The organism is Comamonas koreensis (genome assembly GCF_014076495.1).
Taxonomy (GTDB): Bacteria; Pseudomonadota; Gammaproteobacteria; order Burkholderiales; family Burkholderiaceae_C; genus Comamonas; species Comamonas squillarum.
In genome coordinates this window covers 1,331,843-1,350,526 of sequence record NZ_CP043575.1, presented here as the reverse complement: position 1 = coordinate 1,350,526, position 18,684 = coordinate 1,331,843, and the positions used below count along the sequence as shown (strand labels likewise).

Annotated in this window: 16 protein-coding genes; 14 read left to right on the top strand and 2 right to left on the bottom strand. The window is 66.3% G+C overall.

Annotated features, from left to right (window positions below; genetic code table 11):
* Window positions 1-48: 48 nt before the first annotated feature.
* The 3 genes from F0Q04_RS06075 to F0Q04_RS06065 are packed head-to-tail and all read left to right on the top strand — an operon-like array spanning window position 49 to window position 2,659.
* Window positions 49-1,893 carry an ABC transporter ATP-binding protein gene (locus tag F0Q04_RS06075; RefSeq protein WP_116926587.1) on the top strand — a complete coding sequence of 615 codons (1,845 nt, stop codon included), beginning with the start codon at window positions 49-51 and terminating at the stop codon, window positions 1,891-1,893.
* Between the two features lie 8 nt (window positions 1,894-1,901).
* A complete protein-coding gene (locus F0Q04_RS06070) occupies window positions 1,902-2,177 on the top strand; it encodes a DUF2164 domain-containing protein (protein WP_116926588.1) in 276 nt (91 codons plus the stop codon).
* Window positions 2,178-2,197: 20 nt separating this feature from the next.
* Window positions 2,198-2,659: a nuclear transport factor 2 family protein gene (locus F0Q04_RS06065; protein ID WP_182344924.1), complete on the top strand. Its 462-nt coding sequence runs from the start codon at window positions 2,198-2,200 to the stop codon at window positions 2,657-2,659.
* Here the strand turns inward: F0Q04_RS06065 and F0Q04_RS06060 are convergent.
* Window positions 2,649-3,314: a TetR/AcrR family transcriptional regulator gene (locus F0Q04_RS06060; protein WP_182344923.1), complete on the bottom strand. Its 666-nt coding sequence runs from the start codon at window positions 3,312-3,314 to the stop codon at window positions 2,649-2,651. The genes F0Q04_RS06065 and F0Q04_RS06060 overlap by 11 nt on opposite strands.
* 144 nt (window positions 3,315-3,458) lie before the next feature.
* Here F0Q04_RS06060 and F0Q04_RS06055 point away from each other — a divergent pair, with 144 nt between their 5' ends.
* The 8 genes from F0Q04_RS06055 to F0Q04_RS06020 all read left to right on the top strand — a co-directional run bounded on the left by F0Q04_RS06055 (window position 3,459) and on the right by F0Q04_RS06020 (window position 10,735).
* Window positions 3,459-4,805, top strand: coding sequence for an NAD(P)/FAD-dependent oxidoreductase (locus F0Q04_RS06055; RefSeq protein WP_182344922.1), 1,347 nt, complete (start codon window positions 3,459-3,461; stop codon window positions 4,803-4,805).
* Window positions 4,802-5,554 (top strand): DUF1365 domain-containing protein, encoded by a 753-nt coding sequence (locus F0Q04_RS06050; protein ID WP_182344921.1) that lies wholly within the window; start codon window positions 4,802-4,804, stop codon window positions 5,552-5,554. The genes F0Q04_RS06055 and F0Q04_RS06050 overlap by 4 nt, the downstream gene beginning before the upstream one ends.
* A complete protein-coding gene (locus F0Q04_RS06045) occupies window positions 5,551-6,822 on the top strand; it encodes an SAM-dependent methyltransferase (protein WP_182344920.1) in 1,272 nt (423 codons plus the stop codon). Before F0Q04_RS06050 ends, F0Q04_RS06045 begins: the two co-directional genes overlap by 4 nt.
* On the top strand, window positions 6,815-7,393 hold the full coding sequence (locus F0Q04_RS06040; protein ID WP_182344919.1) for a chalcone isomerase family protein: 579 nt from the start codon (window positions 6,815-6,817) through the stop codon (window positions 7,391-7,393). Before F0Q04_RS06045 ends, F0Q04_RS06040 begins: the two co-directional genes overlap by 8 nt.
* A 12-nt stretch (window positions 7,394-7,405) precedes the next feature.
* Window positions 7,406-8,695, top strand: coding sequence for an MFS transporter (locus F0Q04_RS06035; RefSeq protein WP_182344918.1), 1,290 nt, complete (start codon window positions 7,406-7,408; stop codon window positions 8,693-8,695).
* A gap of 2 nt (window positions 8,696-8,697) precedes the next feature.
* Window positions 8,698-9,273: a DUF3833 domain-containing protein gene (locus F0Q04_RS06030; protein ID WP_182344917.1), complete on the top strand. Its 576-nt coding sequence runs from the start codon at window positions 8,698-8,700 to the stop codon at window positions 9,271-9,273.
* Window positions 9,273-10,064 (top strand): SDR family NAD(P)-dependent oxidoreductase, encoded by a 792-nt coding sequence (locus F0Q04_RS06025; protein WP_182344916.1) that lies wholly within the window; start codon window positions 9,273-9,275, stop codon window positions 10,062-10,064. Before F0Q04_RS06030 ends, F0Q04_RS06025 begins: the two co-directional genes overlap by 1 nt.
* Window positions 10,065-10,186: 122 nt before the next feature.
* Entirely contained in the window at window positions 10,187-10,735 is a 549-nt protein-coding gene (locus tag F0Q04_RS06020) for a lipocalin family protein (RefSeq protein WP_182344915.1), read from the top strand.
* A 194-nt stretch (window positions 10,736-10,929) separates the two neighbouring features.
* Here F0Q04_RS06020 and F0Q04_RS06015 read toward each other — a convergent pair whose 3' ends face one another.
* The gene (locus F0Q04_RS06015) at window positions 10,930-11,523 is read right to left on the bottom strand and encodes a DUF3617 domain-containing protein (protein WP_116926597.1); all 594 of its coding nucleotides are present in this window, start codon (window positions 11,521-11,523) and stop codon (window positions 10,930-10,932) included.
* Between the two features lie 259 nt (window positions 11,524-11,782).
* On the opposite strand from F0Q04_RS06015, the gene F0Q04_RS06010 reads away from it, so the two are divergent.
* The 3 genes from F0Q04_RS06010 to F0Q04_RS06000 all read left to right on the top strand — a co-directional run bounded on the left by F0Q04_RS06010 (window position 11,783) and on the right by F0Q04_RS06000 (window position 18,582).
* Entirely contained in the window at window positions 11,783-13,768 is a 1,986-nt protein-coding gene (locus F0Q04_RS06010) for a cytochrome c/FTR1 family iron permease (protein WP_182344914.1), read from the top strand.
* Between the two features lie 132 nt (window positions 13,769-13,900).
* A complete protein-coding gene (gene sbcD / locus F0Q04_RS06005) occupies window positions 13,901-15,139 on the top strand; it encodes an exonuclease subunit SbcD (protein WP_182344913.1) in 1,239 nt (412 codons plus the stop codon).
* Complete coding sequence (locus F0Q04_RS06000) at window positions 15,136-18,582, top strand: SbcC/MukB-like Walker B domain-containing protein (RefSeq protein WP_182344912.1); 3,447 nt, start codon at window positions 15,136-15,138, stop codon at window positions 18,580-18,582. The genes sbcD and F0Q04_RS06000 overlap by 4 nt, the downstream gene beginning before the upstream one ends.
* The last annotated feature ends 102 nt before the right edge of the window (window positions 18,583-18,684 follow it).

Here is an 18,684-nt window from a genome sequence, read left to right as displayed (position 1 = left end):
GGGCTGGCACAGACCCAGCGCCCCAGCCCTATTGCAGGAGATCAGTGCATGTTTTCGTTTTTCGAGCGGCGGGTGCCGCCCTATCCCAGTGCCGAACCCCAGGTTCCACCCAAGGGGTTTTTTGCTTTCATGTGGGCCTGTACGCAAGGCATGCGGGGCTGGATCGGCTTGCTCACGGCCACCTCGGCCCTGCTGGCCGTCTATGAGGCCTTGCTGTTTGCCGTCATGGGCCATGTGGTCGATTGGCTGGCGACCCTGTCGCCCAACAACTTCTGGGCCGAGCAGGGCGGCACTGCGCTGGGCATCGCCGGCGTGCTGCTGGGCAGTGTGCTGCTGCTGGGCCTGCACACGCAGGTGATGCACCAGGTGCTGGCCATCAACTTCCCGATGCGGCTGCGCTGGGTGTTCCACCGCCTGATGCTGGGCCAGAGCATGTCCTTCTACGCCGACGAGTTTGCCGGCCGCATCACCACCAAGATCATGCAGACGGCACTGTCCGTGCGCGAAGTGGTGTTCATGATTGTTGATGTGCTGGTAGGCGTGAGCGTCTACATGATCGGCATCCTGATCCTGGCGGCCAGCTTCGAGTGGCGGCTGATGCTTCCTTTCCTGCTGTGGCTGCTCGCCTATATCGGCGCCTGCTTCTACTTTGTGCCGCGCCTGGGCAAGATCGGCAAGGCCCAGGCCGATGCGCGCTCGATGATGACCGGCCGCGTGACCGACGCCTATACCAATATCGCCACCGTCAAGCTGTTCGCCCACACCAGGCGTGAGGCCGACTACGCCCGCAGCGCGATGGAAGCCTTCAAGCAGACCGGCCATGCACAGATGCGCCTGGTCAGCCTGTTCGAGATCACCAACCACCTGATGATCACGCTGCTGCTGCTGGGCGCATCGGGCACGGCGCTGTACCTGTGGATGAATGGCCAGGCCAGCGCCGGTGTGGTCGCCGCCGTGATCGCGATGGCCCTGCGCCTGATGGGCTACTCGCACTGGGTGATGTGGCAGATGACGGGCCTGTTCGAGAACGTCGGCACCATCCAGGACGGTATCAACACCTTGACCAAGCCGCGCAGCATCGTCGATGCCAGCGGCGCCAAGCCCCTGGTGGTGCAGCAAGGCCGCATCGAGTTCGACAACGTCAGCTTTGCCTACAAGGATGCGGGCCGCCCGGTCATCGACCAGCTCAACCTGACCATCCACCCCGGCGAGCGCATTGGCCTCATTGGCCGCTCGGGCGCCGGCAAGTCGACCCTGGTCAACCTGCTGCTGCGCTTCCACGACCTGGCCGGCGGCCAGATCCGCATCGATGGCCAGGACATTGCCAAGGTCACGCAAGACAGCCTGCGCAGCAATATCGGCATGGTGACGCAAGACACCTCGCTGCTGCACCGCTCGATGCGCGACAACATCCTCTACGGCCGCCCCGACGCCAGCGAAGAAGACATGCGCCGCGCCACCGAGCGTGCCGAGGCATCCGACTTTATCGCCACACTGAGTGACCGTTTTGGCCGCACCGGCTACGACGCCCAGGTGGGCGAGCGCGGCGTCAAGCTCTCGGGCGGCCAGCGCCAGCGCGTGGCCATTGCCCGCGTGATGCTCAAAGACGCCCCTATCCTGCTGCTGGACGAAGCTACCAGCGCGCTCGACAGCGAGGTCGAGGCTGCCATCCAGGAGAGCCTGGACAGCCTCATGCATGGCAAGACCGTCATCGCCATTGCGCACCGCCTTTCCACCATCGCCGCGATGGACCGCCTGATCGTCATGGACAAGGGCCAGATCATCGAGCAAGGCAGCCACCAGCAGCTGCTGGCCCAAGGCGGCATCTATGCCAAGCTCTGGGCCCACCAGAGCGGCGGCTTCCTGGCCGAGCCGGTCGATGGACCTCTGTAAATCTGCATATGGCTATTGAACTCAAAAAGGACGTGCACGACCGTGCCGTCCAATCCATCGAACGCTACTTCGAGCAGACCCAGGGCGAGCGCATCGGCAATATGACCGCCGCCGCGCTGCTTGGCTTCTTCCTGAAGGAAATCGGCCCCAGCCTCTACAACCAGGGTGTGGCCGACGCCCAGGCCCGCATGCACGAGCGCCTGCAGGAGCTCGACTATGAGGTGCATGAGGACGAGTTTGGCTACTGGAACAAGGCCAGCGGCAAGCGAGAATCACGGGACTAGTCCCTCCTAGGAGCGCCACGATGTCTGCGATTTCCGATTCCGATGTCAGCGCCGCCGCGGTGCAGCGGCTGGTGGGCTTCTACGAGTCGCTCGCGCCCGAGAACCTCGCGCAGCTGGGCGACTACTACGCGGCAGATGCCTTTTTCAAGGACCCGTTCAACGAGGTGCGCGGCATCGCGGACATCCGCGCCATCTTTGAACACATGTTCACAGCCTTGCATGAGCCCCGTTTCATCGTCACCCAGCAGCTGGTGCAGGGCGAGCGGGCGTCCCTGGAGTGGGAGTTCCGCTTTCGCTTTCGGCGCTGGAACGCGCAAGCGTCCCAGTGCATCTACGGCGCTTCACTGTTGCGCTTCGATGCGCAAGGGCGCGTGTCCCACCACCGCGACTACTGGGACGCCGCAGAAGAGCTGTACGAGAAATTACCGGCGATTGGCGCCCTGATGCGCTGGCTGCGGCGCAACGCCTCGGTCAAGCGCTAGGAGCCGCACCGGGCGCCGCCGCCGGCCCGGCCAGGCCGTGAAAGGTGGTGCCCGTCACCCAGTCGATGATCTGGTCATCGCTGTACTGGCCCGAGTCCTTGAGCAGACCCAGCACCGGATCGCAGGCCCGGGCAAACAAGGTGTAGAGCACCAGCTCGGCCGGCAGCGCCGCTGGCAGCTGGCCGCGGGTCTGGGCCTCGGTGATCCAGATGCTCAGCCGGTTGCTCAGCGCAATCAGCCGGTCCATATAGGCATCGTTGGACTGCAGCGAGGCGCTGAGGTTGGAGTTTTGCGCGGGCAGCGACGGCATTTGACCTTCCAGCTGGGTGCGCATGGCCCAGCGCACCACGGCCTTCAGTTGCTCCAGCGCCGCGATGGGCTGGCCTGCCTCTGCCGCCGCCTGGGCCGCATTGCGCAAGTCATCAACAAATCCCAAGGCGCGATCCAGCACCCCCACCATGGCGGCGCCCGCCAATTCTTCCTTCGACGTGAACAGCTTGTAGAGGCTGGCCTTGGCCATGCCCGCCTCCGCCGCCACCTCATCGACCGTCATCGCGTCGTAGCCCTTGGTCGCGAGAAGGCGGTTCACCGCCGTCACGATGGCCTCTTCACGCACACGTTGTATTTGTTCCTTGATGGCGGACCGAGCATTCATGCCGCTATTTTATGACGTAGCAGGTCATGAAGAAGACTAAATGGTGCATTTTTGACATTTGTGGTTTATAGTGTGAACTCATCAGTTCAACAATTGATCTACAAGGTTCAACCGTTTGACTGTGGCATCTACAGGGGGCCTTTCATGCAACGCATCGCTGTCATCGGATCGGGGATTTCTGGGCTGGCTGCTGCCACCCACTTGGCCCGTTCGCAGGCATCGCACCGGGTCAGCCTGCTGGAAGCTGGCAGCCATTTCGGCGGCCATGCCAACACAGTGGACCTGAGCCTGAACGGCATCACGCACGGCGTCGATACCGGGTTTCTGGTGTTCAACCACCGCACCTACCCCTTGCTGACCCAGCTCTTCCAAGACCTCCAGGTCGATACGGTGGCCGCTGAGATGTCGTTCTCCGTCCAGGTGCCCGGTGTCAACGGGGCATCTGCGCTGGAATGGAGCGGCCGGTCCCTGGCCAGCGTGTTTGCCCAAAAACGCAATCTGCTGCGCCCGCGCTTTTGGGGCATGCTGCGGGACATCGCCCGCTTCAACCGCCTGACCACCGAGATCGCCAAGCGCCAGGCCGAGGCCGAGATGACGGCCTCGATCGCTGCATTCCTGGACCAGCACCGCTTCTCTGCCGCGTTCCGCAGCGACTATCTGCTGCCGATGCTGGGCTGCATCTGGTCGTGCCCCACGGACCAGATGCTGCACTTCCCCGTCGCCACGATGATTCGCTTCTGCCACAACCACGGCCTGATCCAGGTCAGCGACCGGCCGCAGTGGTACAGCGTGCGCGGAGGCTCACGCCAGTACGTGCGCCGCCTGCTGGCCCGTTTGACGCAGGATGGCCGCCACGAGGCGCGCCTGAACACGCCGGTGCTCGGCCTGCAGCGCCACCCGCAGGGCGTGATGGTGCAGATGGCGCAGGGCGCCGAATGGTTTGATGCCGTGGTTCTGGCCTGCCACAGCGACCAGGCCTTGCAGCTGTTGGGCAATGGCGCCACGGCCGCTGAACGCGCGGTGCTGGGCAGCATCCGCTACCAGCCCAATGAGGCGGTATTGCATACCGACAGCAGCGTGCTGCCCCAGCGCCAGGCGGCCTGGGCCGCGTGGAACTACGAGCGCGCAGCGGCATCCAGCGCCGAGCAAGCGGGCGTCTGCCTGCACTACCTGATCAACCGGCTCCAGCCCTTGCCTTGGCAGCAGCCGGTGGTGGTATCGCTCAACCCAGCGCGCCCGATTGCGGCAGACCAGGTACATGCCCGCATCCAGTACAGCCACCCCGTTTTTGACCAGGCAGCCATCGACGCCCAGCGCCTGCTGCCCCAGCTGCAGGGCCAGCTGCGCACCTGGTTTTGCGGCGCCTGGTGCGGCTATGGCTTCCACGAGGACGGGCTGCGGTCCGGCCTGGCCGCTGCCGCTAGCCTGTGCCAGTCGCTGGAGGACGCCGCGCCGCTCGCGCAGGCGCCGGCACTGGAGGAGGCCGCATGAGCAACCCCTCGCTGATCGGCTTTGGCCACATCTGGCACCAGCGCTTGCGCCCGGTGGTGCATGCCTTCCGCTACCCCGGGTATTTCTTGCTGCTGCCCCTGCGCAGCTTGCGTGACCAGCCCGATGCGGTGCTGCGCCGCAACCGGCGCGGCCTGATCAGCTTTTATGACCGCGACCATGGCGAGGGCAGCGCCGACTGCCTGGCCTGGTTTGACCAGCTGCTGCAGCAAGAAGGTATCGACGACGCGGTCGGCGAGGTCTGGCTGCACACTTTCCCACGTGTGCTGGGCTATGCCTTCAAGCCGGTCAGCTTCTGGTATGCGCACCGCGCAGATGGCTCGCTGGCCGCCGTGCTGGCCGAGGTCAATAACACCTTTGGCGAACGCCATGCCTACCTGCTGGCCGGGCCCGATCTGGCCTGGGGCACGGAACAGGTGGCGGCCAAATGCTTCCATGTGTCGCCGTTTTGCAATGTGCAGGGCGAATACCGCTTCCGCTTTGTGCGCAGCGACAGCCGCAACCAGGTGCAGGTCGACCTGCATGACGAGGCCGGCGCGCTGCTGCGCACCGGCGTCGCAGGCACGCTGCAGCCCTTGACCCGTGCCACTGTGCGGCGCGCATTCTGGGGCATGCCGCTGATGACGCTGGGTGTCGTGTTCCGCATCCACTGGCAGGCGCTGCGCCTGTGGTTCAAGCGCCTGCCCTTCCATCGCAAACCCACCGCGCCCAAGCGCTTCGTCACACGATGAACTCCACCACCGCCTCCCTGCCGAGCCCGTCCGCCAAAGCCGGGCAATCCATCCCCCGCGGCGCGCGCCAGGTGCTGCAGCTGCTGGAGCACCTGCCCTGCGGTCAGCTCGATATGCAGCTGCCCGATGGGCAACTGCGGCATTTCAGCCAACAGCCCGCAGCGCAGGCCGATGCGCGCTGTGCCATCCAGGATTGGGAGGCGCTGGAACGCGTGCAGCGCTCGGGCGATATCGGCCTGGCCGAAGGCTATATCGAGGGCCAGTGGGACAGCCCCGATCTGAGCGCACTGCTGCGCCTGTGCATCAGCAACCGCGACCACATGGAGCAGCTGGTATATGGCAGCTGGTGGGGGCGGCTGGGTTTTCGCTTGCGCCACTTGCTCAACCGCAACACCCGCTCGGGCAGCGCGCGCAACATCCATGCCCACTACGACCTGGGCAATGACTTTTACCGCCTCTTTCTCGACCCGAGCATGAACTACAGCGCGGCCTGGTTTGAGGGGCGCAGCGGCGATGCGCTGGCCCAGGCCGATCTGCAGCAGGCCCAGCAGGCCAAGATGCGCAGAGCCTTGCAAGAAACCGGGCTGCAACCCGGCGAACGTCTGCTGGAAATTGGTTGCGGCTGGGGTGCACTGGCGCAGACGGCCGCCACCGAGTTTGGCGCCCAGGTGACCGGGGTGACCTTGTCGCGCGAGCAGCGCCAATGGGGTCTGGAGCGCATCGCCCAAGCGGGCCTGCAAGCCCAGGTCGATCTGCGCTACCAGGACTACCGGGACCTGGCCGCCCAGCACCAGTCGCAGCCCTTCGATGCCATCGTGTCCATCGAGATGTTTGAAGCGGTGGGGCATGAATACTGGCGTAGCTATTTCCAGACGCTGCGCCAGTGCCTCAAGCCCGGTGGCTATGCCTGTGTGCAATCGATCACCTTGCGCGACGACTTGTTTGCGCGCTACCTGCGCTCGACCGATTTCATCCAGCAGTACATCTTCCCGGGCGGCTTGCTGCCGAGCGTCCAGGCCTTTGAGCGCGAAGCACGCCAGGCGGGTTTGACCGTGGAAAAGAAGCTGCATTTTGGCAGCGACTACGCCGAGACGCTGCGGCGCTGGCGCCAGGCCTTCGAGCAGCAGATCGATGCTGTCCGCGAACAGGGCTTTGATGAACGCTTTGTGCGCATCTGGCGCTTCTACCTCGCCTACTGCGAGGCCTCGTTCGACATGGGCAATACCGATGTGGTCCAGTTCACACTGCGCAGGCCCGACCATGCCTGAAATTCGCCGTCGCCAAGCCCTGGGCTGGGGCGCCAGCCTTCTTGCTCTCTCCATGACTGCCATGACCCACAACCTCCTCGCTGCCACGCCTGCCTCCCCTGCCCCTCCCGCTGAGCTGGGCACGGCCTTGCCAGGCGCCCGCCTGGTGGGCACCGGAGTGCTGCGGTTTTTTGGGCTGCGGGTGTATGAGGCGCGCCTGTGGGCGTCTGCCGGCTTCAACCCGCTGGACTATGCGCGCCAGCCCTTTGCGCTGGAGCTGGTCTATGACCGCAAGCTCGAGGGCGAGGCCATCGCTGAGCGCTCCATCGCCGAGATGCGCCGGGTGGCGCCCTTCTCCGAAGACCAGGGCCGCCAGTGGCTGCGCATGATGAAGCAGGCCTTTCCCGATGTGGTGGCGCAGGACCGCTTGCTGGGTTTGAACGACGGTGCGGGCAAGGTCGTTTTCTTGCACAACGGGCGCGAGACTGCAGCTATTGACGACGCGCTGTACGCGCGCCTGTTCTTTGGCATCTGGCTGTCGGAGCAAACCTCCGCACCGGCGCTGCGCGCTGCACTGCTGGGCCAGGGCTGAGGACTGCCTGCCATGCGTGCCCCCCTTGTGCAGCAAACGCTTTCCTGGCGCACCGGGCTCGCCTATGGCGCGCTGGCTGCACCGCTGGCCTTTGTCTCGCTGCCCTTGTACGTCACCCTGCCCCACTACTATGCGGCCGTGGCCGGCGCGCCGCTGGCCGGCCTCGGGGCCGTGTTGCTCGCCACCCGGGCCTTTGATGCGCTGCTGGACCCGGCGCTGGGCCGCCTGGCGGATCGCTTGCTGCGGCGCGGGCGGCGTGCCGCCTGGCTGGCTGCGGCGCTGGGCAGTCTGGCCATGGCCCTGGGGTTTTATGCGCTCTGGCACCCGCCCACCAGCAACCCGTTCCAGATGCTGGGCTGGCTCGTCGGCTGCCTGCTGCTGAGCACCTTGGCCTATAGCGCGGTCGCGATCCTGCACCAGACCTGGGGCACCCGCTGGGGTGGCCAGGCAGCCTGGCGCACGCAGGTGACGGCCTGGCGCGAGGGCCCGACCTTGGTTGGCGTGCTCACGGCCAGCGTCTTGCCCAGCCTGCTGGGCATGGATGCGACCAGTGCGGTGCTGCTGGCCGCGCTGGGTCTGGGTTTGCTGGGCTTGTACCGGCTGCGCGATCCACGCACCGACGCTGCACATGCCGGCGCAGGGGCCGCACAGCGCGATGCACTGCCCCAGGCCTCACCCTGGCGTGATGCCGCCTTTCGCCGGCTGCTGTCCGTGTTCATGCTCAACGGCATTGCGGCGGCCATACCCGCCACGCTCTTACCATTCTTTGTCGTGGACCGGCTCCAGGCGCCCGAATTGCTGCCACTGTTTTTGCTGTGCTACTTTGCCGCTGCCGCGCTGGGCCTGCCGCTGTGGGTGAGGGCCGTGGCCCGCTGGGGCCTGGCGCCCAGTTGGCGCGCCGGCATGCTCGCCAGCGTTATCGCCTTTTTTTCCGCATCTTTGCTGGGTGCGGGGGATGCCTGGGCCTTCGCGGCCATCTGCATCGCCAGCGGCCTGGCGCTGGGCGCCGACCTGGCGGTGCCCGGCGCGCTGCTGACCGGCGTGATCCACGAATCGGGCCATGGGGGATCCGGCGACGGGCGCTACCTGGGCTGGTGGGCCTGTGCCACCAAGCTCAACCTGGCCCTTGCCGCCGGGCTCTGCCTGCCGCTGCTCGCCGTTGCGGGCTACCACAGCGGCAGCACCGCCCCTGCCGGTCTGCAGGCGCTGGCCTGGGCCTATGGCGGCCTGCCCTGCCTGCTCAAGTTGTTGGCCCTGGCCTCTCTCTGGCGCGCCGAGCGTCTGCAACCCTCCTGGAGGTAGATATGAAACCACTGCACCTTCCCCGTCCTTCCCTGACCCTGCGGCGCGCGGGGATCGGTCTGGCCTTGATCGGCACGCTGGCCCTGCTCAGCGCCTGCGCCGGCCCCTCGGTCGAAGAATATGCGCAGGAACGCCCGCAGCTGGACCTGCGCCAGTATTTCAACGGCCCGCTCACGGCGCAGGGCATGTTCACCGACCGCCAGGGCAAGGTGGTCAAGCGCTTTACCGTGCGCATGACCGGCACGTGGACGGGCAATGACGGCGTGCTGGAAGAGCACTTTGTCTACAGCGACGGCACGACGCAGGAACGCACCTGGCACATCCAGTACCTGGGTGAGGGCCGCTACAGCGGCCAGGCAGGGGATGTCGTCGGCCCCGCCACCGGCCAGGCCGCCGGCAACGCCCTGCACTGGAACTATGTGCTGGCCTTGCCGGTGAACGGCCGGGTCTGGAATGTGCGGATGGACGACTGGATGTACCTGATGGACGGGCGCACCATGCTCAACCGCACGGCGATGAGCAAGTTCGGCATCCAGCTGGGCGATCTGACCATCTCCTTCACCAAAGGGTCGGAGTGATGCCGCTGCTGCAAGCCAAGCTCAATCAGCCGATGCGCGACTGGCAGGGCCGATCCGTCTGGATCATTGGCGCCTCCACCGGCATTGGCCGGGCCACGGCTGAAGCGCTGCGGGCCAAGGGCGCGCGCGTCATCGTATCGGCCCGGGACAGCGCTGCACTGCAGGACTTTGCCAACAGCCGCCCTGGCTGCCTGGCACTACCGCTGGATGTGAGCGAGCCCGGCAAAGTGGCGGCTGCCGCACAAGCGGTGCATACCGCCCTGGGTGCTGCGCCTGACCTGGTGCTGTATTGCGCCGGCTACTACCGGCCGCTGCGCGCCACCGCCTTCGACCTGCCAGAGATGCAAAAACACCTGGCGGTCAACTATGTCGGCGTGCTCCTTGTGCTCGATGCCGTGCTCCCGATGCTGCTGCAGGCAGGCCGGGGCCATATCGCGCTGGTCGGCAGTGTTGCGGGCTACCGGGGGCTGCCCATGTCGCTCGCCTACGGCCCCACCAAGGCCGCGCTCAACAACCTGGCTGAAAACCTCTACCTGGATCTGCACCCCCAAGGGCTGGGCGTATCCATCATCAACCCAGGCTTTGTCGAGACACCCCTGACCGCCCAGAACCATTTCAAGATGCCCGCGCTGATCAGCCCCGCCGAAGCGGCGCAGCACATCTTGCAGGGCTGGGCGCGCGGACAGTTCGAGATGAACTTTCCCCGCCGCTTTACCCGCTGGGTGCGCCTGCTGCGCTGCCTGCCCGACCGCTGGTACTTTGCCAGCGTGCGGCGTATCACCAAGGCCTGATGCCTGCGCCCGGACGACGGCGGTACAGCATCAGCGCCTATGACGATGGGTCCAAAAACAGTCAATCCTGAACACCAGTCCGTTCATTCACCGACCGCCCAAGACCAAAAAGGAAATCTACGATGCCTTTCTCTGCAAACGCTCTCATCCGCGCCACCGCTATGGCGGTAGCAATCACCGGTGCCGCAGTCGCCTTGCCCGGCTGCGCAGTCTCTGTCCCCCAAGGGGTACAACCGGTCAGCGGCTTTGACGCCAGCAAGTACATGGGCACCTGGTATGAGCTGGCGCGCATCGACCACCGTTTTGAAAAAGGCCTGACCCAGGTGACGGCCAGCTACAGCCTGAATGCCGATGGCAGCGTGACCGTGCTGAACCGCGGCTATGACCCCGCCAAGCAACAGTGGCGTGAAGCGCAAGGCAAGGCACGCTTCCTGCGCCAAGCCAATGAGGCCGCGCTGAAGGTCTCGTTCTTTGGCCCGTTTTACGGTGGCTACAACGTGGTCAGCCTCGATGAGCAGTACCAGACCGCCCTGGTGATTGGCAGCAGCACGGACTACATGTGGATTCTGTCCCGCAGCAAGACCATTCCGGAGGCCCAGCGGCAAGCCCTGCTGGAGAAAGCACAGTCTTTGGGTGTCGATTTGGCTCAGGTGATACGGGTGGAGCAATAGCCTTGTGTGGACGGATGGGGATGAATTGCAACGGGAGAAAACAGCAAGGCCCAGCAATCCCTCACCCGAAGTTTGAAGCCCGACGCTTGGGGGCCCATCCAAGGCGCCCATAAAAAAACGCAGCCACCCAGGCTGCGTTCTCACATTCAAAAGCCCCAGGCCACCACCCAAGCAGCGGCGCGCGAGCTTCTCTATCAGCAGTCGCCCACGCGCTTGCTGCTCACCGTGGTGGTCATGCCCTGGCCGGCCATGTCCATGGTGCTGGTGACGGTGTTCTCGGTGGGCGAGACATAGACCGCTTCGAGGACCATGCTCATCTTGCCTTCACCGCAGCTGAAGCGCATCGATTCCTTGTTGCCATCGGTCTTGACGTCAGCCGGGCTGCAGCCTGGCATGTTCTTGAGCTGCGAATCGGCCAGCGATTGCAAGGTCTTGCCGGCCATCTCGGGCGTGATGCACATCTCTTGCACCAGCTTGCCGCCTTCGATCTTGGCGTTATCCAGGTTGGCGGCCTTCTTCTGCTCGGGCGTCATGGTCTTGAAGGCCTGCTCCATACCGGCCAGTGCCTGCTGGCCCATGGGGCCGCTCATCTCGGTGACCGCCTGCCACTTGCCGGGCTGCACTTTTTGTGCGGCAGCGGCGGGTGCTGGCGCCGGTGCTGCTGCGGGCGCAGGGGCCGGCGCGGCGGCGGCCGGTGGGCTGCTGGGCGTCTCTTCCTTCTTGCTGCAACCCATCAGACCGGCACATGCGACCACGGCGGCTACGGCGAATCCTGTTAGTTTTTCCATTTTTTCTCCTCGTTGCGGCACGGCACAGGGCTTGCGGCGTGCAACGCCTTGCCCTCCCTATGAGCACAAGCGCGTGGCCGCAGTGTAGCGATCTGGCATGCAGAAATGGTTACCAATTGCGTTTCCAACGCCGCCCCATCACGGTCGCAAAATGGGCTCAATGACGTGATTTGCCACTTCTTTCACACTGGTCGACTGGGCCAGTACAGAATGTAAACAAGCTTAAAATGGCGCGAATAATTCTTATTCATAACATTCCATGCGCTCCACACTCAGCTGGACACTGGCCCTTGTGGCCGGTTTGGCCGGTTTGCTCAGCGGCCCTGCCCTGGCCCAAACGCCCTCTGCGGCGCTCTCCACCACCGCTTCCAACTCTGCTTCCGCCACGCAAGCCACGGACGCGCGCCAGCTCTGGCAGCTGCTGGACTATGTCGCCGTGGACTACGGCGGCGCAGTCGAGAACGGCCAGGTCGCCAGCGAAGGCGAATATGCCGAGATGCTGGACTTCAGCGCCAATGCGCTGGAACAGGCCCAGGCCCTGCCCGCCCATGCCGACAAGGCCAAGGTGGTGAGCTTGGTGACCCAGTTGCGCGCAGCGGTGCAGGCCAAGGCCACGGCCGATGCAGTCGCCCAGCTGGCCCACCAGGCGGCCCAGTTGCTGGTGGCGGCCTACCCGATGCCGGTCGCGCCTGCCAAGGCCCCCGATATAACCAAAGGCTCTCAACTCTTTCAACAAATCTGTGCCAGTTGCCATGGCGCTACCGGCGGCGGCGATGGCCCGGCCGCGCAAGGCCTGGATCCGCCGCCGATTGCCTTCAGCGATGCGCAGCGTGCGAATGCGCGCAGCCTGATGGCCCTCTACCAGGTGACCTCGCAAGGCGTGGAGGGCACCTCGATGGTGTCCTTTGGCGCGCTGCCCGAAGACGACCGCTGGGCGCTGGCCTATTTTGTTGGCGGCCTGTCGTACAACGATGAGCTGCGCGCCACCGGCAAGGCGCTGTGGCAGAGCGATGCCGGCTTGCGTGCACGCTTTGGTGACCTGGCCGCGCTCAGCACCACCACCGCGCAAAGCCTGACCCCCGCCATGCCGATCGAGCAGGCCCGCGCGGTGCTCGCTTACCTGCGCGCCAACCCCGAGGTCATCAGCGAAGGCAAGGCCAGCGGCGTGGCCCTGTCGCGCCAGCGCCTGGCGCAAAGCCTGGCTGCGCTCCAGGCGGGCGACCGCAACCAGGCGATGAAGCTGGCCCTGTCGGCCTACCTCGATGGCTTTGAGCCGCTGGAGCCCACCATCGCTGCGCGCAACAAGGCCTTGATGACGCAGGTCGAATCGGCCATGGTGCAGTACCGCGCCACAGTAGCCAGCGGCACGCTGCAAGAGGCCGAGGCCGCCGCCCAGCAGTTGCAGGCGATGTTTGGCCAGGTCGAGGCCGAGCTGAACGCGGGCGCCTCCGACGCCACCGCCACCTTTGTCGGCGCGCTCACCATCTTGCTGCGCGAAGGGCTGGAGGCCTTGCTGATCGTCATCGGCATGGTCGCGCTGCTGCGCAAGGCCGGCCGCCAGGATGCACTGCGGTATGTGCATGCAGGCTGGAGCTCGGCCCTGGTCGCCGGCGGCATGACCTGGGCGATTGCGACCTATCTGGTCGAGATCAGCGGCGCCAGCCGCGAGGTGACCGAGGGCCTGGGCTCGGTGGTCGCCGCGCTGGTGCTGCTGAGCGTGGGCCTGTGGATGCACAGCAAGAGCAGCGCCGGCCGCTGGCAAAGCTATTTGAGCGAAAAGCTCTCGGCCAGCATGGGCCAGGGCTCGATGTGGGGCCTGTTCGCACTGGCCTTTGTCTCTGTCTACCGCGAGGTGTTCGAGACCGTGCTGTTCTTCTCGGCGCTGGCCTCGGACGGCCACCATGGCGCGCTGCTGGGCGGCGGCCTGGCGGCCGTAGCCATCCTGGGGGTCATTGCCTGGGTGCTGCTGCGCACCAGCGCCCGCATGCCCGTGGGCCGCTTCTTCTCGGCCACCTCGATCCTGGTGGCCGTGCTGGCGGTCGTGCTGGTGGGCAAGGGCGTGTCCTCGCTGCAAGAGGCCGGCTGGGTCAGCGCCACGCCGCTAGCGGCGCCGCGCATCGAGCTGCTGGGCATGTTCCCCACGATGGAGACCTTGCTGGCCCAGGCCCTGGTGCTGGCGCTGGTGGTGTTTGGCTTTGCCTACAACCGCGCGGCGGCGCGCAGGGCGCCGGGCGTCCCGCAGTAAGCACCGCCTTGTCGGCCGCCAGACCTCGCCAGGGCGCCAAGCCTGGGCGAGGTCTTTTTCTTTGACCGGCGCTGCGCGCAGCGACTACCATCAACAGGGTTCCCGCGATCTCTCCATCCCCCTCCCCCGACCATGCGCATCATTCACACCTCGGACTGGCACCTGGGCCAGCATTTCATGGGCCAAAGCCGCCAGGCAGAGCACAGCGCGCTGATCGACTGGCTGCTGGAACAGGTGGCGGCGCAAGCCGCCGATGCGGTGCTGATCGCCGGCGATATTTTTGACACCGGCGCGCCCCCCAGCTACGCGCGCGAGCTCTACAACCGCCTCATCGCCCGCCTGCACCAGGCCGGTGTGGCGCTGTTGGTGCTGGGCGGCAACCATGATTCGGTTGCGGTGCTGGAAGAAAGCCAGGGCCTGCTGCAGCACCTGGGCACCCAGGTGATTGCCGCGACCGGCGCGCCCGCGCAGCATGTGCGCATCCTGCCGCTGCGCGATGGCACGCCTGGCTGCATCGTCTGCGCGCTGCCCTTTATCCGCCCCCGCGATGTGCTGCAAAGCCAGGCTGAGCAGAGTGCGCAAGACAAGCAACTGGCCTTGCAGCAGGCCATCCAGGCAACCTACCAGCAGGTGTATGCGGCGGCACTGCAGCAGCAGGCTGCCCTGCAGGCCAGCCTGGGGCGGCAGCTGCCCATCATCGCCACCGGCCACCTCACCACCGTGGGCGCCAGCAGCAGCGAATCGGTGCGCGAGATCTATGTCGGCGCGCTGGAGGCTTTCCCGACCCAGGCCTTTCCCCCTGTGGACTACATCGCGCTGGGCCATATCCACCAGCCGCAAAAGGTGGGCGGGCTGGCGCACATCCGCTACAGCGGCTCGCCGATCGCGCTGGGCTTTGACGAGACGCGCCAGCCCAAGCAGATGCTGTTGGTCGAGTTGGGGGAGCCCGGCTTGCAGGCCGTCACCGCCCTGCCGGTGCCGGTCTTCCAGCCCATGGCAGCGCTGCGCAGCAGCCTGGCGGCCTTGCCCGCTGCGCTGCAGCAGGCCAGTGCGCTGGCCCAGGACGACAAAAAGGTCTGGCTGGACATCATGATCGAAGAAGACGACTACCTGGCCGACCTGCCGCTGCGCGTGCAGGCACTTGCCGAAGGTTTGCCATTGCAGCTGCTGCGGGTCAAACGGCTGCGCGGTCGGGCGGCCGCGCAGTGGAGCGGGCCTGCCATCGAAGCACTGGATGCGCTGACACCGGCCCAGGTGTTTGAGCGCCGCCTGGCGCTGGAGACGATGGACGCCGAGCTGCAGCAGGCACTGACCGCGCGCTACCAGGCCGTGCTGCAGTCGCTCTCCAACCCCAGCGGGGAGGCGCCATGAAGATACGCAGCCTGCGGCTTAAAAACCTGAACTCGCTCAAAGGCGAATGGCGCATTGACTTCACAGCCGCGCCCTTTGCCGATAACAGCCTGTTTGCGATCACCGGCCCCACGGGCGCGGGCAAATCGACCTTGCTCGATGCGATTTGCCTGGCGCTCTACCACCAGACACCCCGGCTGGCGACCCTCAGCGCCAGCAGCAATGACCTGATGACGCGCCACACGGCAGATTGCATGGCCGAGGTGGAGTTCGAGGTCAAGGGCATCCTCTACCGCGCCTTCTGGAGCCAGCGCCGCGCCCGCGACAAGGCCAGCGGCGCGCTGCAGGCGCCCCGGGTGGAGCTGGCGCGCGTGGACGATGGCGTAATCCTGAGCACCCAGAGCAACGACAAGCTGCGCCAGATGGCCGAGATCACCGGGCTGGATTTTCAGCGCTTTACCAAATCGATGCTGCTGGCCCAGGGCGGGTTTGCCGCATTTTTGGAGGCCAAGGCGAATGAACGCGCCGAGCTGCTCGAAGAGCTGACCGGCACCGACATCTACAGCCAGATATCGCAAGCCGTGTTTGAGCGCGCCCGCGATGCCCGCCAGGCGCTGGAGCGCGACCAGGCGCAGGCCGGCGGCATGCAGCTGCTGCCCGAGGCCGAGCGCAATCACCTGCAAACCGAGGCCCAGCAACTGCAAGAGACCTTGGCCACTTTGCAGGCGCGCCACGCCGCCTTGCAAACCTTGCAGCACTGGCAGCAGCACACCGCGCAAGCGGCGCAGGCGCAGCACCAGGCCCAGGAACGCCTGCAGCAGGCCCAGCAAGCGCTGCAGGCTGCCGCCCCCGATCTGCAACGCCTGCAGGCCCATGGCCCGGCACAGGCGATTGCCCCGCTGCATACGGGCTGGCAGCAGGCGCAAGCGGCCGCTGCAGCAAGCCAGGCACAGCAGACCCAATTGCAGGGCCGCCTGGCCGATGCCCAGCGCCAGCAGTGGCAGCTGCAGCAGCATGCCAGCGCGCTGGCGCAGCAGGCCCAGCAGCAAGCCGAGCAGGCATTGCAGCAGTTGCAGACCCAGCACAGCGATCTGCAGCACTGGCTGCAGCAGCACCCAGCCCATGCCGCGCTGGGCGATCAGCTGAGCGGCTGGCGCGCGCAACTGGCGCAGCGCCAGCAGCAGCGGCGGCAGTTGGGGCAAGAACAAGCCGCACTGCAGCAAGCCAGCGAACAAGGCCAGTCGCTGCAGCAGCACATGGCATTACAGGCCACCGCACTGCAGCAGGCCCAAGCCGCGCAGCAGCATGCCGATGCTGCGGCGCGCGAGCTGCAGCATGCGCAGCACACCCGCCTGGCCCCGCACGGCGGCTGTCTGGGCCAGTTGCGCGCCCACTGGCAGACGGCGCAGCAGCACCAGCAAGCCTGGCAGCAACTGCTGCAGCATGCCGAGCAACGCCAACCGCTGGCGCGCGATGCGCAGCAACTGGGCGATACCTTGCAGGCCTGCACCGCACCGCTGGCCCAGCAGCAGGCCACGCTGGCCGCGCTGCGCAGCCAGTACAAGGCCCAGAAAGAGCGCGTGGCCGACAAACAGCGCCTGCTGGCGCAGGAAGAGCGCATCCAAAGCCTGGAAGCGCACCGCCACGCGCTGCAGCCCGGCGAGGCCTGCCCCCTTTGTGGTTCGCAGGAGCACCCTGCCATTGCCGCCTATGCCGCGCTGGATGTGTCGGCCACCGCCGCCGCGCTGCAAGCGGCCCAGGCCGAGCTGGAGGCGCTGCAGCAGCAGGGCGAACAGCTGGGCGCCGCGCATGCGGCGGCCCTGAGCCAGCAGTCCAGCCTGCAGGCCCAATTGACAGCAGCCGAGCAGCGGCTGGACGCCTGGCAACAGCGCTGGCAGACACTCTGCGCAGCCATGGCCCAACCCGTCGCCGCATCTGCCTGGCAGCAGCCGCACACATTGGCCGAGGCCCAGCAAGCCAGCGCCGCGCAAGCGGCGCAGTTGCAACAGGCCCTGGCGGCAGCCGAGGCCGCTGAGCAAGCGCTGCAAGCTGCCAAAGATGCCGCGCATGCAGCAGCCCAGACCCTGCAGGACGCCCAGCATGCGCAAGCGCGCCTGCAGCAAGCCCTGCATGACAACAGCAGCCTGCAGCAACGCCTGGTGCAGGCCGTGCAAGCGCTGCAGGCCCAGGCAGACGCGGCCGAGGCCGCCTTGCAATCCAGCCTGGCCCCGCTGGACCTGGCGATGCCGCCCGCCGATGGCCACGATGCCTGGCTGCAGACCCGCCAGCAGGAATGGCAGCAGTGGCAGCAGCACAGCGCCCAACTGCAAACCACTGCCCAGCAACTGGCACTGCAGCAGCAGCAGGCCCAGCAGTGCGCGCAAGAGGCCCAGCAATGGCAGCAGCGCCTGGCGCAACTGCCGGCACCGTCACCAGCACAAACCGGTGCTGCGACCATCGCACTGCCCGCCACCCTGGCGGATTGCGCGGCATTGCTGGAACAGACCCGCCAAGAACTCGCCAGCCTGCAAGGCCAAGCCCAGCAAGCGGACCAGCAACTGGCCGAGCGGCAGTGGGCCCTGGAGCAGGCCCAGGCCGCCTGGAACCAGGGCTTGGAGGCCAGCCCCTTTGCCGATGCACAGGCTTTTGCGCATGCGCTGTTGCCAGCGGACGCGCTGGAGCGGCTCAGCCAGCAGCGCGATGGCCTGCAGTTGGCTTTGCAGCGCGCTGGCACGGTGGCCGAGGAGGCAGTGCAGCAGCACCAGCAACTGCAGGCCCAGGCCTTGACGGAGGAGGCACCCGAGGCGCTCGCGGCGCAATTGCGGGCGCTGGAGGACGAGCGCAACCAGACGGCAGAGCGCATGGGCGCCCAGCGCGCGCGCCTGGCCGATGACGACCAGCGCCGCGCGGGGCAGCAGGCCTTGCTGGCGCAGATTGCGGCGCAGGAGCGCGACAGCGCGCTGTGGCAGCGGCTCGATGGCCTGATCGGATCGGCCAAGGGCGACAAGTTCCGCAAGTTTGCCCAGGGCCTGACCCTGGACCATTTGCTGGCCTTGGCCAACGGCCATCTGGCCAGGCTGCATGGCCGCTACCTGCTGCAGCGCAAGACCACTGGCGAGCTCGAGCTCGATATCGTCGACAGCTGGCAAGGCGATGTCGCGCGCGACACCCGCACCTTGTCGGGGGGCGAGGCCTTTTTGGTCAGTCTGGCGCTGGCGCTCGCGCTGTCGGACCTGGTCAGCAGCAAGACCTCGATCGATTCGCTGTTCCTGGACGAAGGCTTTGGCACCTTGGACGGCGACACCCTGGAGATCGCGTTGACAGCGCTCGATACGCTGAATGCCAGCGGCAAGATGATCGGCATCATCAGCCATGTAGAGGCGCTCAAGGAGCGCATCCCGGCGCAGATCCGGGTGGAGAAGGGGGCGGGAATCGGATATTCGCGTTTAGAGCTGCAAGGCTGAAGCGCAGAACCCTTGCTATGCTTTTTACCTTAGGGCGCCATGGGGATGCGCCCTGCCCGGCCGCGCTGCAGCGGCCATATCGGCTACCATCCATGCCCTTGC